The organism is Kiloniella spongiae (assembly GCF_001026905.1).
Lineage (GTDB): Bacteria > Pseudomonadota > Alphaproteobacteria > Kiloniellales > Kiloniellaceae > Kiloniella > Kiloniella spongiae.
The window spans coordinates 229,632-244,297 of the sequence record NZ_LAQL01000006.1 but is presented as its reverse complement, the minus strand read 5'-3'; the positions used below and the strand labels follow the sequence as shown (position 1 = coordinate 244,297).

Sequence of the window (14,666 nt, the reverse complement as noted above, 5' to 3'; positions counted from 1 at the left end):
AGAAAAGGAAAGCTATTCTTCAGAATATCGCTGTAATCAATGTAAAAAAACTTCAGGCGGACATACTGCGAACTCAAATGATTTAAAAGCGTTCATGGACAAGGGCAAAGATTACTTTAATCAGCAACTATCTTTCTATGACCCAGATTTGACGATTTGTTGTGGGACAGGTTGGTTTTATCATGAGTTTGTATTTGGCGTGAAAGAATGGAAAATTTCACAAAGAGGGATTGAGTATTTTGAACGGAAACGCGGAAAATTTGTGCTTTCTTATTCTCATCCTGAAGCCCGTGTTTCACCAAACTTACTGTACTATGGCTTGGTTGACGCTATCAGAGAGATATTGAAGGTACGGGTGTTTTGTTAATGCGTAGCACCAACATACTTTTCGATGATAGCTTGATCTTTCCCAGCAGCGCAGAATTTTGCAAGCTGTTGGTTAAATGAATCCCGAAGTTGCTGGTTATTAAAACCAACCGAGGCCGCGACTTTGGGAAAGATAGCGTGGGCGTCAAAGATACTTAAATCTCTGTTTTTATTTTCTTTCCTGTAAAAGTAGTAAAAGATGTTTTCGTCCAGAACGGCGGCGGAATATCGCTCCATCAACAACAGCTCGGGCATGGCGTTGACGTTATTGATTTCGTTGTAGGAAACGGCGTTGTTTACGGCCTTAGTAAATTTGGAACCAAAATAACCGCCTGCACCGACAAAGGTGACGACCCTGTGCTCGCTGAGCGAGCTTAGGTCGTCCAGAACATAATCATATCGGTTGAGGGTAAAAACCGTGGGTTTGTAGTCAATAATGGCATCTGATGTATAATATCCATCTCTGTCGTCTTGGTAAAAAACGGGCACAGCTACGTCGGCTTCTCCTTGGTTGACCATGGCTAAAGCACGCTTTGTCGGCACAAAGCTTACGGTTGATTTATACCCCATGTCATCGAAAACAGCGCGCAATATATCGAGGTCCATGCCCCCTTCTTCAGCGGCAATAATATGTGGTGGATAATCTGTCGCGACTATTTTGATTTCTCGCCCTGTTTCTTGCGCATAGGCCCCACTTGTAAGCAAGTTTGGAAACAGGCCAAAAGAGAAAAGACCAACCATCAATAGATCATAGAGTTTGGGCAAGCTTTTCCTCCCAAGATCAGTTTTTCTTTTCGTGTATCTTATAATAAGATTATCAACTATAGATTAAAGTTTCCCTGATGTCGCCCAGATCATTTGTTGAAGCTATCAAATTACCCTCGTAACATAATGCTTTTGTCCTTGAAGAAGGAAGAGCACGAAGGATAGGGCAGGAGAATATGATTGATCTAATTTCGTTAGCATCCATAGGGCTTGCGTTTTTTATTGTTGCGGTCTCTCCCGGCCCGGCAACGCTGGCGAATGCTACGGTGTCCATGAGCAAGGGGCGTAAAGCGGGCCTGATCTACGGCGCAGGTCTTTCCTGTGGTCTCGGTTTTTGGGGGATTGTCGCAGCCAGTGGTTTGGGCGCGGTGCTGCAAAGCTCGATGTATTTGTTGATGATCCTCAAGGTTTTTGGTGGGCTGTATCTGTTGTGGTTGGCCTTTCAATCCGTCCGTGCGGCGATGAAATCCGATACCAAACAGCAAACTCAGCCTTCTACTCAACAATCGCCAGCTACTCAATCAGGCACCAAAAAATGGTCTATGCAAAACTGGTTTATTCAGGGCCTCATTCTGAATCTCTCCAATCCCAAAGCTGTTGTGGCGTGGATGGCGGCCCTTTCCGTTGGGCTAGATGCCAATGCCAATGAGGGTGTCTGCGTCTATGCGTTAATTGCTGCGACCCTGATGTGTATGGCTATCGGTGTGCTGGTTTATGTGTTTTATGCCGTTATCTTTTCTTTTGGCGGCATCATGCGTGGCTATAAACGCGGTCGTCGCTGGATCAATGGCGCGATCGCCGGGTTATTTACTCTGGCGGGGTTCGGTTTGATCCGATCGGCCTTTGTTCGTTAGCTCCATAGTCAAACGGTTCTCGTAATATCCTACTGTGGCGTCATGCAAAGGTGATTGAGCAGCTTACTGCCTTTTCCGCTTTCCCAAAGTCGCTAATGCCATTAAACAGAACCAGCAAACAAATCCAGTACAATCCCAACTCCCCAAAAAGCAGAACAGGCGCACCTCATGGCAAAGAATGCCACCATTTATAAAGTCGAACTTTCCGTTGCCGATATGGATCGTCACTATTACGAGACTCATAACCTGACTGTTGCCAAACACCCTTCGGAAACCGATGAGCGTTTGATGGTGCGTGTGTTGAGCTTTGCCCTGAACGCCCACGAACAGCTGGAATTTACCCGTGGTCTGTCTACCGAGGACGAACCGGACCTCTGGCAAAAAAGCCTGAGTGGCGAGATCGATCTGTGGATCGCGCTGGGCATGCCGGGGGAAAAGATCGTGCGCCAGTCCTGCGGCAAGGCTAGCAAGGTAATAATCTATTGTTACGGTGGCAACACAGCAGAAATGTGGTGGGAGAAGATCAAAAACAGCACTACCCGCTTTGACAATCTCGAAGTGATAAACTTCTCGCGAGAAGACACCCGCGCCCTGGCCGACCTCGCCAACCGTTCTATGCGGTTATCTGTGACCATTCAGGACGGCGATGTCATGGTCGCTATTGATGACAGCACGTTGCACGTGACGCCGATTAAGTGGAAGAATTAGTCAAATTAACAAGCTGATAAAATGAGAACAGTGCGATTTCAAGCACTTTCGCGACAGTTAACTTTCCCTGTTAGATAGCAGGGTTGTGAAAGTTATTATATAGCTCTTTCAATTGCTTGGGTAAAATTTCCCATGCCCAGGTTTGATCTCTTTTTTTGTGCGGAGGAAATTCCAAATCCTCAACGTAGCAGGTATCAATTGCATCACGCATCTTCGCGGAACCCTTTTCATAGTACTTAAGGGCGATTGCATAGCAGGCTGCAACGGCTTCATGGTCATCTTGTTTAATCTTTGCCATGGTGAAACGACAAAAGGCATTCAATTCAAAACTGAGTAATCCTGATTCAGCATTGAGTGCTTCCGTTAAATCGGGAAAGCTCTCCTTGAGCTCTGCAAGCAACTGGCTACGGTGCAATTTCTCCATTGGCTCTGGCTTCCAGTCTTGTTGATAAACTGACCTGATTGATAAATTGATTTCGAATTATAGGCGATCAGATATGATAATTCCAGACTGGTATTAGCTATTGGCCAGACTTGTATTCCCAATTAGAAAATATGTTATCTTTCGCTTGGGTTGTGAAATCCGTGTAATCCAAAACAAAGGGCAGCAGGCTATGGACCAGAAAAAGTCAAAGAAAGATCAAATCCATGCGTTGCTAAAAAGCATAGAGACCGGAGATCCCGAACCCATTGCGGTGGTCAATGAAGCAAAATACATCCAGCACAACCCGCAAACCCATGAAGGCAGTGAGGGTCTTGCCGCACTGTTCAAGCGCCTCTCCAAAACGGGGCCGAGGGTAAATATCGTCCGTGCCTTTGAAGATGGCGACTTCGTTTTTGCTCACACGGAATACGATTTCTCACGCCGCAATATCGGTTTCGAAGTCTTTCGCTTCGAAGATGAGAGGGCGGTCGAACACTGGGATAACATCCAACCGCGTTTAGGTCCCAATCCGGCGGGCCATTCCATGGTCGATGGTCCTACAGAAGCAGCCGACCACACCCATACAGAAAACAACCGAAAGCTGGTACAAACCTTTGTTGAATCTGTGCTGATTAACGGCGATCTTGACCGCCTGACAGATTTCCTTAACCCTCGGGATTTTACTGATCACAACCCCCGCCTAGGCGAAGGGATCGATGCGTTACAACAGGAATTGGCAAGCACCCACGAAGGACAAAGACGCATCAACTATCAACGTAGCCACCGCATTCTGGCCGAAGGCAACTTCGTACTGTCCATCAGCGAAGGCAGTTTTGAAGACAAACATACCGCCTTTTATGATCTCTTCCGCGTGTCAGAAGGAAAGCTGGTAGAGCACTGGGACACGACAGAGCACATCGCCCCGAAAAGTGAGTGGAAAAACAAAAACGGGAAGTTTTGAGTGAGAGAGCATGACAGCAGCACCAAAATATATTCTGCATTGCCCTTTATCAGATGAAAATCTCTTAGAAGAATTTGTTGAAGCGACCCTTAGAGAAAATGGATCTCTGATAGCAGTTGTTGGTATGGGGTGCGAAAGGATTGAAGATATCATCGATGAAATTATCGTTGGAGATGCTCAGTATGAAGAGCATCGATTTATAGCTACGACATCTCATCCTGATGAAAGCTACGAAGAGGTACTTGAGTTCGTGGAATTATATGATTTCGGTCAGGGTGAAGTAATACATGAAGTGCGGCTGTGAGGGGGAGCTCTAACTTCAATAAGCCGGCTTTGTGCCATAAGCAGACATTAAGTTGTCTTCATAAATTGTCACATCGTCAGGACATTAATTGGAAAATTCCAGTTCTAAATGGTCCGATTAAACCCGAGCACGTCACGCCCATTTTATATTAAACAGCATTTCTTGAATTTCTTTCCGCTGCCACACGGGCAGGGCTCATTACGCCCAACCTTGTGTAAGGATTGGTTAAGCATACTGATTTTGCGTACTTTCTGTTTTGTTACATGATTGCGGACAATTTCGTCCTTTTCCCGGTCATACTTCCAAGGACATTTTAAGTATCCGCCAAATTCAAAAGGCTTACCTGATGTCAGTGCGATGGCGAGACCGAACCAAGTATCTGCACGCTCTTTATATCTATACATTTCACAATGGGCCATTAAATGATCTTGTCTGAGCTCATGGGGTATAAAGCTAAATAATATTGTCAGACCTCCTTGCTTTGACCCGAATGACAGCGTGAATGTTTTCTTTGTTTGATTAATCTTGTGAGCGGCATATTCTAAGCTATCATTTACCTCTCCAAGAGCTTCTTCACTTTTTTCCAACAGATGATAGCCAAGATCAATCATACCATCTTGGTCACACTGGCCGATGGCATCCAGCAAATTTCCAATAGGTTTATTCGCATACCGTGTGAGCAAACCATCTGGGGTCCTTTCGCCAGGCCAGCCAAGACGACGGACGTAAAATGAAGCGTCCAGATCGGCAGAGAAATCTTCACCAAGATCTATGAAATCAACTTTTTCATCATCGAAAAACAGATTGTATTTCATATGGTAGGCAAGGACTTCATATTCCAACATTGAGGCGATCTTTTCATTATAAAGAGACCGTCGATAAAGAAAATTTATGAAGTGAAGTGGTGTGTCGAGGAATTCGCAAAGAGCATCCAGATAAAATACGTCAAAAACGTAAGGATCACGTATTATTTCTGTGCTATCATATTTTAAAAATTTCCGAACTTGAAATCCAAGCGCGGGGTAGCTTTCAGCCACTACACAGCCAATGAAAATTTCTGCAAAGCTTCGACGAATTGAGATGATTTTTTTATCAGATGTTTCTAGTCTGTAGTTATTATCTTGTATAAGTTTTGCACAGTTATAACCCTGTTTGTACGCATGCTGCACAGCCTTTTCAAAATCCGATTTAATGGCTTTGTTATCACCGCTACGTGCCTTCAAAGTTAGTGGTTTTGACTTTGCTTGCAGAATTATCGCTCTGTCCGCAAACACAACCAGCACATCGATTTCACCAGCTATGTCATCTGTTTCGCCAAGTATATTGATATTGGTAAAAACTCGCTTCTCGCCAAACACAGATCTCAAGCGTTCTGCTGAGAATTCCTCAGTAAAGTCTCCACGATGTTTTTCGGCTAAGGGTCTATATTCTTTATTATCCCGCATCCAGAAAATAGGAGACACATAAAACGACTCAGCTAAAGTGAACATATCATACAGAACATATCTTCCATTTGGTAAAGGAATGAATGGCTGAGCATTAGTCAAACTAAAGTCATTAATGGAAACATATCCGGTATTACACGGTGTTGATGGGATGGAAAATGTCTTAATGAACGCTTCCACAGATTGTTTTTTAACTTCGGTACGTTTCGTTAATTCATCGGCACAAAATTCGAAGATAGGGAGGCAAGTGAACTGGTCAAAGTTATGATTTTGCTGTCGAAACTCATGTAGTTTCTCATTCAGTAAATCCATAAGGGCATAACATAAATCACAACATTCAGTGACTGAAAATCCTTTATTCTCCTTAAACCAATCGGCGTCTTTGTCGTATCGGATTTTAGCTAAATCCAAATACTGGATCATAAAAGCGCTTTCGCCAGAATAGAAAAATGGTTCACGCAGAAACTGCCCAGTGCCAATGTCATCCATTATGCTTGGATTAACCTGATCACCTACGATCAATTGTGGGCTCAATACTTTATGCAATTCTAGAAGCAGACTTTGTGTTTCATGATGCATTCGTGCCATCTCTTCGGGAGAAGGTATGACATTGTGAATTTTGGATTTTACCATCAGACTGATTAGTAGTTGAATTTCGTTACGAATCAGTCGGTCATCTCTCTTGACTTGCATCATGGTGTCGCCAGTGACTTTTTCTCCAAAAGAGATGAAGTTATTCTCGACACTAAGGTTTGCAATCAGATGCTGGTATCCTGCTGAGGAGCTTAAAGCTTCCAATTCGTTTAAAATATCTTTTTCTGATCTGGTTTGATGAGGCATGTGAGGTTACCAATAAGATCCTAGAGCCCTGTCTACGGTCGTCTCCCTGATCCCATGTAGGTGTCTGGTGGTCAGATCGGTATGCTGGACATATGAAGACATCCCCTCTTCATGTAATTTTATTAGTAACGCCAGATAACTCATTTCAGCAATAGCTCGCGAGTTCCTATTCTTAAATTCCATATTCCGCTTTGGGTCGAAAGCAGAAGCTTCAATAGAAACATTATCGTGTAATATTTTTTGCACAACCTTTAGTATTAAAAATAACCATATAATAAATAATGCTTCTCTATCAAACAATACAACCCAACTTCAAAACTTCTTCCATCTGGCACCTCAATTAAAAATCCACTATGGTGGAAATTCCACTAAAGGGGTTTTAGATTAGGTATGAGTACAAAACGCAAGGGTGTTCCGCAGATCGGGGATAAGGTGCGGGATGCGCGCAAGGAAAAGAAGCTGACGCTGGATCAGTTGGCGAAGCTTTCCGGAGTGTCGAAATCCATGCTTTCGCAGATAGAGCGCGGACAGGCCAACCCGACCTTTGCGACGCTTTGGAGCCTGACGCAAAGCTTTGGCATGGATATCTATGAACTGTTAGAGGGCGCACCGCGCGAGCCGGAAGTGGTCAAGATAGAGGCCGTGCCCGCGAACCTGACGCCCACAATGTCCAGCCCGGATGGTAGCTGTGTGATGCGCATTCTCTCCCCTGTTGAAAACGCCGCGCTGTGCGAGTGGTACGAACTGAGCTTCGAAGCCGCCGGGGCCTTGCGCTCTGCCCCCCATGCCGAGGGAACCCGCGAACACCTGACCGTGCTGTCGGGCCGGATAGAGGTTGAATCCGCGGGCGATACAGAAACGGTAGAAGCAGGCGGCACCGCCCGCTACCCTGCCGATTGCGACCATGCCCTGATCAACGTGGGCGATGGCAACGCCGTTGCTCTGTTGGTTGTGGAGCGGCTACAGGGGCTTTAGTATTCGGGCTGTACGTTAACGCGTACGCTATTTGTATAAAAGGCATCTACTTCGACCTATTTGTTCGGGTAGATGCCTTTTCTGTATGTAAGTTCGTAAATTTCTATCTTGTGATTCTGGTCAGTCAATCACCCACGCAATGATCGTCTGTCGGGCTTTTATCCTGTCGTAGATGACTTTTAACTGATCCCCCAAAATCAGGCCCCAAAAAATCAAATGACGCCTGTGACGAGGTCAAAGCCTTCGTCTTTCCAGCCTTCGATACCCCCGATCAGTTCTTTGACCTGATAGCCCAGTTTGGCGAGGCGGATGGCGGCTTTGTTGGCGCCGTTACAGTGCGGTCCTGCGCAATAGACGATGAACAGGGTGTCGTCGGGATAGTCGCGCATTTTACGGGCAATGATCTTGCCGTGGGGCAGGTTGATGGCCTTGGGGATGTGTCCGGCTGCGTAGAGATCCGGTGATCGCACATCCAGCAAAACAAAGTCCTGTTCCTGTTCGGTCAGAGCATAGTGGGTATCCCAGCAGTCAGTTTCCAGACGCAGGCGACGTTCAAAATGAGCCAGGGCTTCGTCAGGGGATGCGGCGGGAACAAGGGCGACATTAGAAGGCATTTCTTTTCTCCAAAATCTTTGTGCTCAGGTAAGGGTGAAAATGATCATAGAGCCGCTTTTTATGCTTGCCTATTGGCATAAATGACTATATTCATATAAATAATGCCAATTAATTCAGATAGTGAAAAATCTGCCATGAATGAAAAGTCACAAAAATCGCGCCTGAAGTCAGTCCAGAAATCGATCCCAGAGGTGAGTGAACACACGCCGCAAGACACAGCCGTGAAAAAGCAAAATCACCTTGTTGCTGCGGTGGTCTATGATGGTCTCTGTACCTTTGAGTACGGCATGGTTGTTGAGGCTTTTGGTCTGGATCGTCCCGAGTTTGATCACTGGTACGATTTCACGACCTGTTCAGCAGATAGCGGGCCTTGTCGCGCCATTGGTGGGCTACAGGTCACCGCGGAAAAGGGGCTGGAAGTATTGGAAAAGGCGGACACCATTGTGGTGCCGGGCTGGCGCTCTGTGCACGAACGCCCGCCCGAGGCTTTGTTGGAAGCCATCTGGGCGGCCTATTATCGTGGCGCCAGAATCGTGTCGATCTGTTCCGGTGTTTTTGTCTTGGCGGCGGCGGGAATCCTGCGCAATCAAAAGGTGACCACTCACTGGCGCTATGCGGATCTGTTGGCAGAGACCTATCCCGATTTGCACGTTGATCCCAATGTCCTCTTTATTGATGAGGGGCGAATCATGACCTCCGCGGGGTCAGCGGCGGGTCTCGACCTCTGTCTTAATATTATCCGCAATGACTTTGGCCCTGCTGTGGCCAACAAAGTCGCCAAGCGTTTGGTGCTTCCGGCACAGCGCGACGGCGGACAAGCTCAATTTATTGACCGCCCACAGGTGCGTCGGGAATTGGCAATGGATGATTTATTGGCGTGGATCAGAAAGCATCTGCACACCCCGCTGCGGGTGGAAGAGTTGGCCAAACGCGCGCATATGAGCTTGCGGACCTTTATCCGGCGATTCAAGGAAGCAACAGGTTTGCCCCCGGCCAAGTGGATGATTCAAGAACGTCTGGCGCTGGCCTGTACCTGTCTGGAAGAAACAGCGATGTCTGTGGAAGAAATTGCCTCGCACTGTGGCTTTGGTCTCGCCGACACCCTGCGCCACCATTTCCGTGACCAGATGGGAATCAGCCCGACCCGATACCGCCAGAACTATCAGATTATCTAGCCTGATTCAGGCTTGTTTATGACAGCGCCACGGGCATTAGTCTGGAGCTTGAATCTGGGGTGTGTGATTCATATGGTGAAGTTCATACGCTTGTCATTGAAGCTCTTCTTATGATTCACGCTCTGGGTTGGAGGGTTATTGATTCAGTCCTTTTGCATCAGGAGTGAATCAAAGCTGATCCAGATTCATTGATTGAGGTGTGCTTGAAACGCATTAAATGAAGGTGCTTTACGGCAGTATTTCAATTCAGATGTATCGCTATCAAAATAAGTAGAGCCTGAATCCTGATAGCACTTACTCAAGGCTTTGCCCTAAAGAGCGAACAAAAGAACAGAAGCGGCCTAGCCCCTATTCCTCTGAGCGACCTGTGTCATCACGGTCACGCGCATATTGTTTTGCATGGGGAAAGGCTGGCAGCGAGGCTTCGCGACGAATTGTCCAGCTTTCATAGCTGGGAATCAGTTGATAAGGGGCATCCAGCGTTCCCAAATGCACTTCAATTTCATCGTCAGTCTGTGCAAAAACCGATGACCCGCAGTCAGGGCAAAAATGCCGTCCCTGATAATCGCGTGTGTCGCCTTTAATTGTAACTGCATCCTGCGGAAACACAGCAGCGGCATAAAAAAGCGCGCCATGATGTTTGCGGCAATTCAGGCAGTGACAGACCCCCACCCGATAGGGCTGCCCCGACGCGACTAGCCGAACCTTGCCGCAGAGGCATCCACCGGTGAACTGTTCCATGCTGCGTCTCCTTTGAAATTGAGCTAGCCGTGGATTTTCCGAGACTTAGTTTGGATTAAGTATCGGAGCTTGAATCAAATACTCTGATCAGAATCAAGTGTTGAAAGTTTATGTTATCACTTGCAACTAAAGATACACGGCGCAGCCGTTCTCTTCCAGCTCGCCCAGCCAGTGCGGTAGGTTGCGCAGGCGCGTCCAGCGAAGGTCAAGCTTTCTGAGCTTGGGAAGATCGCGCAAGCTGTTGGGGAGTTCCGTAAACCTGTTGGCTCTGAGATCAAGATGAATCAGATTGTGTGCTTCACCCAGTGAAACAGGAATTTCTTCAATCCCGTTGTTCCGCAGATCGAGGACTTCCAGACTTTTTAGATTCCCGATTGCATCCGGTAGGCGCGTAAGTTGGTTTCCCTGAAGATAAAGCTCGCGGAGAGTAACGAGAGTGCAGAGTTCATCGGGGAGAGATGCCAGCTGATTATTATACAGCCTTAATTCTCGTAGGGACCTGAGATTTTTCACACCATCGGGTACGTGACCCAGTTTGTTATCCGTTAGGTTGAGATATTGCAGCGCAGGCAAAGACCAGAGCGCTTCAGGCAAATCACTGATCTGGCTATTGCTGGCATAGAGGATCTTTAGCTTTTGAAGCCGTCCTATGGTTTCAGGCAAACTCTCCAGCGGTTGATGACTCAGGTCCAGTATTTCCAGCTCTGTCAGAGCGCCGAGTGAATCAGGCAACGCCTTCAATTTATTACCATAGATATACAGCTCTTTTAGCTGGTGTAGTTGCTCAAGGCTCTCAGGGCACCGGGTGAGGTTATTACGTCCGATAAAGAGCTTTTCCAAATGCTCGAATGACAGCATATCTTCTGGCACGACATCAAGCCCGCAGCTTTCGGCAGCAATATGCTGGATCACACCGTTTTCCTGCGTATAGCAAAGCATGCCGTCTTCCCGATCACTGATGTGGGGAATTTCACGGACCTCAACCGTCTTTTGCAGAGCATCAAAAGGCTGGAGTATTGGAGCTGATGTCACCTTGTGTCCTTCTTCTTTTTAGTCTTCTGATCATATAACCTACGCGCATACTGCGGGTGATATATCGCGGTAAAACCACGGTCTGATTCGTGTACCGGTCTGATATGATAGTATTCCCTATATCCGCTATAGGGGAAACTGGAGTCTTGCTGCCATTGTCATCGTACTCATCAAATTCCAGGCAGTAAGTGGCTTGACGAATCCCTTATACTAGATAATATATCTATTATATTGAACTTCCATTGAAACGGGATCGCGTCGGGTTATGAGCAAGTCCATTATCAAACATCTTACGGGTGAAATCGCCACCTTGAAGGAATCAGGTCTCTACAAGGCAGAGCGGGTGATTGAATCATCCCAGTCATCGGCGATCAAGGTTCAGTCTTCTGGTGAAGTTCTGAACTTCTGCGCCAATAACTACCTTGGCCTGTCCAATGATCCCGGCTTGGTCACGGTGGCGCAAAAGGCGCTGGATGCTTATGGTTTCGGGCTTTCCTCCGTGCGTTTTATCTGTGGCACGCAGGATATCCACAAGGAGCTTGAAGGTCGCCTTTCCACCTTTTTGGGACAGGAAGACACCATTCTCTATTCCTCTTGTTTTGATGCAAACGCCGGTTTGTTCGAGACGATCCTCGGGGCTGAAGATGCCGTGATCAGTGATGCTTTGAATCACGCCAGTATCATCGACGGGGTCCGCCTCTGCAAAGCCAAGCGCTACCGCTACGCCAACAGTGATATGGACGAGCTGGAACGCTGCTTGAAAGAGGCACAGGACCAGCGTTTCCGTTTGATTGTGACAGATGGCGTTTTCTCGATGGACGGTTATATCGCGAACCTGCCAGCAATCTGTGATCTCGCTGATAAATATGACGCACTGGTGATGGTGGATGACAGCCATTCCGTCGGTTTTATGGGACCAAACGGTGCCGGAACGCCGGATTACTGGGGCCTGCGTGATCGTGTTGATATTATCACAGGCACATTGGGTAAGGCCTTGGGCGGGGCATCCGGTGGTTATACTTCTGCGCAAAAAGAGATCGTTGACTGGCTTCGCCAGCGTTCACGCCCCTATCTCTTCTCTAACTCTCTGGCCCCTGTGATCACAGCGACGACCCTTGCGGTGCTTGATCTGGTGGAAAACGGGCAGGACCTGCGTGCCAAACTGGTTGAAAACAGCAACCACTTCCGCAAAGGCATGGCCGAGCTGGGCTTTGATTTGCTCCCCGGCGAGCATCCGATTATTCCAGTAATGATCGGCGACGCGGCCCTTGCAACCAAGTTGGCAGACGCGCTGTTACAACGTGGCATTTATGTCATCGGCTTCTCGTTCCCCGTGGTGCCAAAAGGCCAGGCGCGCATCCGCACCCAAATGTCGGCCGCCCACACAAAAGAACAGATCGACCGCGCGATAAAAGCCTTCGGTGAAGCCGGAAAAGAACTGGGGATAATATAAATATTGTACGCTCAAACGCCGCTGAGGCTTACCTCGCATAAGCTCGGGCGTGCGGTCGCACTTGCCAGATCCTTTATAGGATCTGGTTGGAGTTAAATTTTGAGAGTAGGAGTTAACACCAAATTGCTTACCGCAATTTGGCAAGCCCGACCGGGCGCCCGAGTTAATACGAGGACAAGCATGCGCGGCGACTGAGCGCAATACGCTTTCTTGAGAAGCGGTACAAAACTACAAAACAAAATATAATATACCAGCCTCTGGCTGGTTGGAGTTAAAACATGAAAACCTTGGCAAAGTTAAAGGCAGAACCCGGTATCTGGATGCGCGATGAAGCCAAACCGGAAATCGGCCCCAATGATGTTCTGATCAAGATCCGCAAGTCGTCGATCTGTGGCACCGATGTACATATCTACAACTGGGATGACTGGGCCAAGGCAACGATCCCAGTGGGCATGACCGTGGGGCATGAATACGTGGGCACCATCGAAGAGGTCGGCAGTCAGGTTTCACATCTGGAAATCGGACAGCGAGTCTCGGGCGAAGGCCACCTGACCTGTGGGCATTGCCGCAACTGTCGTGCGGGTCGTCGCCATCTCTGTCGCAATACAGAGGGCGTCGGGGTGAATCGCACAGGCTCGTTTGCCGAGTATCTCTGCCTGCCTGCCAGTAACGTCTTTATCCTGCCCGATGATATTTCTGACGATATCGCGGCAATCCTCGATCCCTTTGGCAATGCAGCCCATACCGCGCTGTCCTTTGATGTGGTTGGCGAAGACGTGCTGATCACAGGCGCTGGCCCCATCGGCATTATGGCGGCGGCAATCTGTCGCCATGTCGGCGCCCGCCATGTGGTGATTACCGATATCAATCCTTACCGCCTTGAGCTGGCTAAAAAGATGGGCATCAAGCATGCCGTCAATGTCACGGAAAGCTCAATCGAAGAAGTCATGGCTGAGCTCGGCATGACAGAGGGTTTTGACGTCGGTCTCGAAATGTCCGGTAGCGAACCCGCCTTTAATGGGATGCTTGGCGCCATGAATCACGGCGGGCGCATCGCCATGCTGGGTATTCCCCCCGGACGCATGGGCATTGACTGGAACGAAGTGATCTTCAAAGGCCTTGTGATCAAGGGCATCTATGGCCGCGAAATGTTCGAAACCTGGTACAAAATGGCCGCCCTTATCCAAGGCGGCCTCGACCTGACCCCGATCATCACCCACCACTACAGCATCGACGACTTCCAGCAAGGCTTCGATATCATGCGTTCCGGCAATTCTGGTAAAGTGATTCTGGATTGGGGTGTGGATTAAGCATTTGCAGTTTGCGCAGCCATTGTACCTTAGACAATTATCTATGCAGCTGATTAGGCTTAACGGCAGCATAGATAATGCCTTGGTTTTGAAGCCTAGAGTTTTCTGCCATTTAGAAGAATCTCTGTTGAAGCTGGAACAGCATTAATAACTGTTTGAGCAGCCATACAAGCTTGTTCAGCCACATTGATCATTTTCTTGATCGTATCGTCATTTTCCTTAGCTTCTATAAGAACAAAAGTCTCAATCCCATTGGATAAACCTTCCATTTGGCCGCCCATTTCAGAAGTCATCCCCGGGATACGGGATTGGAATTTCATTTTTTGTTCAATTTTGATTGAAGAAATATCCAGCTTTAAATTATCAGCATATCCCTTTAGGTGGGTTAGCAGGCAAAAAGCTATTCCTGCGGCTAAATAAGAAAGCGGTGCCGGTGCGCTATCGGATCCACCAATCATTTCCCCTTCATCACATAGAAGCTCAAAAGCACCAAATGTTGGGATATTGGGCTTTACGTAACCGCGTTTGACGAGGCCAGGACCATTAATGAGTTCTGCAATAACGTGGAGTTCAAGATTTAACCCGTCTTTTGTTTTCTTTGCAGGCTGTATTTCAAACGATATGGGCGATGGCATTTTATCAATAGGTTTAACTATTGGCTGATTAATTATTGAATTTGATGTCATAAGGGCTTCTCC

General features: G+C 47.6%; 16 protein-coding genes. 9 read left to right on the top strand and 7 right to left on the bottom strand.

The features are described from left to right. Positions 1-94 precede the first annotated feature (94 nt). On the top strand, positions 95-367 hold the full coding sequence (locus tag WH96_RS10125; RefSeq protein ID WP_053005828.1) for a hypothetical protein: 273 nt from the start codon (positions 95-97) through the stop codon (positions 365-367). Here the strand turns inward: WH96_RS10125 and WH96_RS10120 are convergent. After that, positions 364-1,131: a substrate-binding periplasmic protein gene (locus tag WH96_RS10120; RefSeq protein WP_053005827.1), complete on the bottom strand. Its 768-nt coding sequence runs from the start codon at positions 1,129-1,131 to the stop codon at positions 364-366. The genes WH96_RS10125 and WH96_RS10120 overlap by 4 nt on opposite strands. A 176-nt stretch (positions 1,132-1,307) precedes the next feature. Here WH96_RS10120 and WH96_RS10115 point away from each other — a divergent pair, with 176 nt between their 5' ends. After that, positions 1,308-1,985 (top strand): LysE family translocator, encoded by a 678-nt coding sequence (locus WH96_RS10115; RefSeq protein ID WP_047764027.1) that lies wholly within the window; start codon positions 1,308-1,310, stop codon positions 1,983-1,985. 168 nt (positions 1,986-2,153) lie between these two features. Then, positions 2,154-2,693: a YaeQ family protein gene (locus WH96_RS10110; RefSeq protein ID WP_047764026.1), complete on the top strand. Its 540-nt coding sequence runs from the start codon at positions 2,154-2,156 to the stop codon at positions 2,691-2,693. 70 nt (positions 2,694-2,763) lie between these two features. On the opposite strand, the gene WH96_RS10105 is transcribed toward WH96_RS10110, so the two are convergent. Next, the gene (locus tag WH96_RS10105; protein WP_047764025.1) at positions 2,764-3,117 is read right to left on the bottom strand and encodes a DUF7674 family protein; all 354 of its coding nucleotides are present in this window, start codon (positions 3,115-3,117) and stop codon (positions 2,764-2,766) included. A 190-nt stretch (positions 3,118-3,307) separates the two neighbouring features. On the opposite strand from WH96_RS10105, the gene WH96_RS10100 reads away from it, so the two are divergent. Further along, entirely contained in the window at positions 3,308-4,078 is a 771-nt protein-coding gene (locus WH96_RS10100; protein WP_047764260.1) for a nuclear transport factor 2 family protein, read from the top strand. A gap of 10 nt (positions 4,079-4,088) precedes the next feature. Then, positions 4,089-4,382 (top strand): hypothetical protein, encoded by a 294-nt coding sequence (locus WH96_RS10095; RefSeq protein ID WP_047764024.1) that lies wholly within the window; start codon positions 4,089-4,091, stop codon positions 4,380-4,382. A gap of 143 nt (positions 4,383-4,525) precedes the next feature. Here WH96_RS10095 and WH96_RS10090 read toward each other — a convergent pair whose 3' ends face one another. Further along, complete coding sequence (locus WH96_RS10090; RefSeq protein WP_053005826.1) at positions 4,526-6,667, bottom strand: nuclease-related domain-containing protein; 2,142 nt, start codon at positions 6,665-6,667, stop codon at positions 4,526-4,528. A 390-nt stretch (positions 6,668-7,057) separates the two neighbouring features. Between WH96_RS10090 and WH96_RS10080 the strand changes: the two genes are divergently transcribed. Continuing rightward, a complete protein-coding gene (locus WH96_RS10080; protein WP_046505501.1) occupies positions 7,058-7,642 on the top strand; it encodes a helix-turn-helix domain-containing protein in 585 nt (194 codons plus the stop codon). 212 nt (positions 7,643-7,854) lie between these two features. Here WH96_RS10080 and WH96_RS10075 read toward each other — a convergent pair whose 3' ends face one another. After that, complete coding sequence (locus WH96_RS10075) at positions 7,855-8,256, bottom strand: rhodanese-like domain-containing protein (protein WP_047764022.1); 402 nt, start codon at positions 8,254-8,256, stop codon at positions 7,855-7,857. Between the two features lie 135 nt (positions 8,257-8,391). Here WH96_RS10075 and ftrA point away from each other — a divergent pair, with 135 nt between their 5' ends. After that, positions 8,392-9,432 (top strand): transcriptional regulator FtrA, encoded by a 1,041-nt coding sequence (ftrA, locus tag WH96_RS10070; RefSeq protein WP_082130439.1) that lies wholly within the window; start codon positions 8,392-8,394, stop codon positions 9,430-9,432. A 348-nt stretch (positions 9,433-9,780) separates the two neighbouring features. Here ftrA and WH96_RS10065 read toward each other — a convergent pair whose 3' ends face one another. Together WH96_RS10065 and WH96_RS10060 are read right to left on the bottom strand one after the other, a co-directional pair. Then, positions 9,781-10,173 (bottom strand): GFA family protein, encoded by a 393-nt coding sequence (locus WH96_RS10065; RefSeq protein WP_047764021.1) that lies wholly within the window; start codon positions 10,171-10,173, stop codon positions 9,781-9,783. Positions 10,174-10,299: 126 nt separating this feature from the next. After that, positions 10,300-11,205, bottom strand: a complete 906-nt coding sequence (locus WH96_RS10060) for a leucine-rich repeat domain-containing protein (protein ID WP_053005825.1) — start codon at positions 11,203-11,205, stop codon at positions 10,300-10,302. Between the two features lie 265 nt (positions 11,206-11,470). Between WH96_RS10060 and WH96_RS10055 the strand changes: the two genes are divergently transcribed. Next, on the top strand, positions 11,471-12,658 hold the full coding sequence (locus WH96_RS10055) for a glycine C-acetyltransferase (RefSeq protein ID WP_047764020.1): 1,188 nt from the start codon (positions 11,471-11,473) through the stop codon (positions 12,656-12,658). A 278-nt stretch (positions 12,659-12,936) separates the two neighbouring features. Beyond that, a complete protein-coding gene (gene tdh, locus WH96_RS10050; RefSeq protein ID WP_047764019.1) occupies positions 12,937-13,968 on the top strand; it encodes an L-threonine 3-dehydrogenase in 1,032 nt (343 codons plus the stop codon). A gap of 95 nt (positions 13,969-14,063) precedes the next feature. Here tdh and WH96_RS10045 read toward each other — a convergent pair whose 3' ends face one another. Then, positions 14,064-14,654, bottom strand: a complete 591-nt coding sequence (locus WH96_RS10045) for an OsmC family protein (RefSeq protein ID WP_047764018.1) — start codon at positions 14,652-14,654, stop codon at positions 14,064-14,066. Positions 14,655-14,666 lie beyond the last annotated feature (12 nt).

Coding starts and splice junctions, on each gene's coding strand:
- WH96_RS10125 (WP_053005828.1), top strand. CDS start 95: ATGGACAAGGGCAAAGATTACTTTAATCAGCAACTATCTTTCTATGAC.
- WH96_RS10115 (WP_047764027.1), top strand. CDS start 1,308: ATGATTGATCTAATTTCGTTAGCATCCATAGGGCTTGCGTTTTTTATT.
- WH96_RS10110 (WP_047764026.1), top strand. CDS start 2,154: ATGGCAAAGAATGCCACCATTTATAAAGTCGAACTTTCCGTTGCCGAT.
- WH96_RS10105 (WP_047764025.1), bottom strand. CDS start 3,117: ATGGAGAAATTGCACCGTAGCCAGTTGCTTGCAGAGCTCAAGGAGAGC.
- WH96_RS10100 (WP_047764260.1), top strand. CDS start 3,308: ATGGACCAGAAAAAGTCAAAGAAAGATCAAATCCATGCGTTGCTAAAA.
- WH96_RS10095 (WP_047764024.1), top strand. CDS start 4,089: ATGACAGCAGCACCAAAATATATTCTGCATTGCCCTTTATCAGATGAA.
- WH96_RS10090 (WP_053005826.1), bottom strand. CDS start 6,667: ATGCCTCATCAAACCAGATCAGAAAAAGATATTTTAAACGAATTGGAA.
- WH96_RS10080 (WP_046505501.1), top strand. CDS start 7,058: ATGAGTACAAAACGCAAGGGTGTTCCGCAGATCGGGGATAAGGTGCGG.
- WH96_RS10075 (WP_047764022.1), bottom strand. CDS start 8,256: ATGCCTTCTAATGTCGCCCTTGTTCCCGCCGCATCCCCTGACGAAGCC.
- ftrA (WP_082130439.1), top strand. CDS start 8,392: ATGAATGAAAAGTCACAAAAATCGCGCCTGAAGTCAGTCCAGAAATCG.
- WH96_RS10065 (WP_047764021.1), bottom strand. CDS start 10,173: ATGGAACAGTTCACCGGTGGATGCCTCTGCGGCAAGGTTCGGCTAGTC.
- WH96_RS10055 (WP_047764020.1), top strand. CDS start 11,471: ATGAGCAAGTCCATTATCAAACATCTTACGGGTGAAATCGCCACCTTG.
- tdh (WP_047764019.1), top strand. CDS start 12,937: ATGAAAACCTTGGCAAAGTTAAAGGCAGAACCCGGTATCTGGATGCGC.
- WH96_RS10045 (WP_047764018.1), bottom strand. CDS start 14,654: ATGACATCAAATTCAATAATTAATCAGCCAATAGTTAAACCTATTGAT.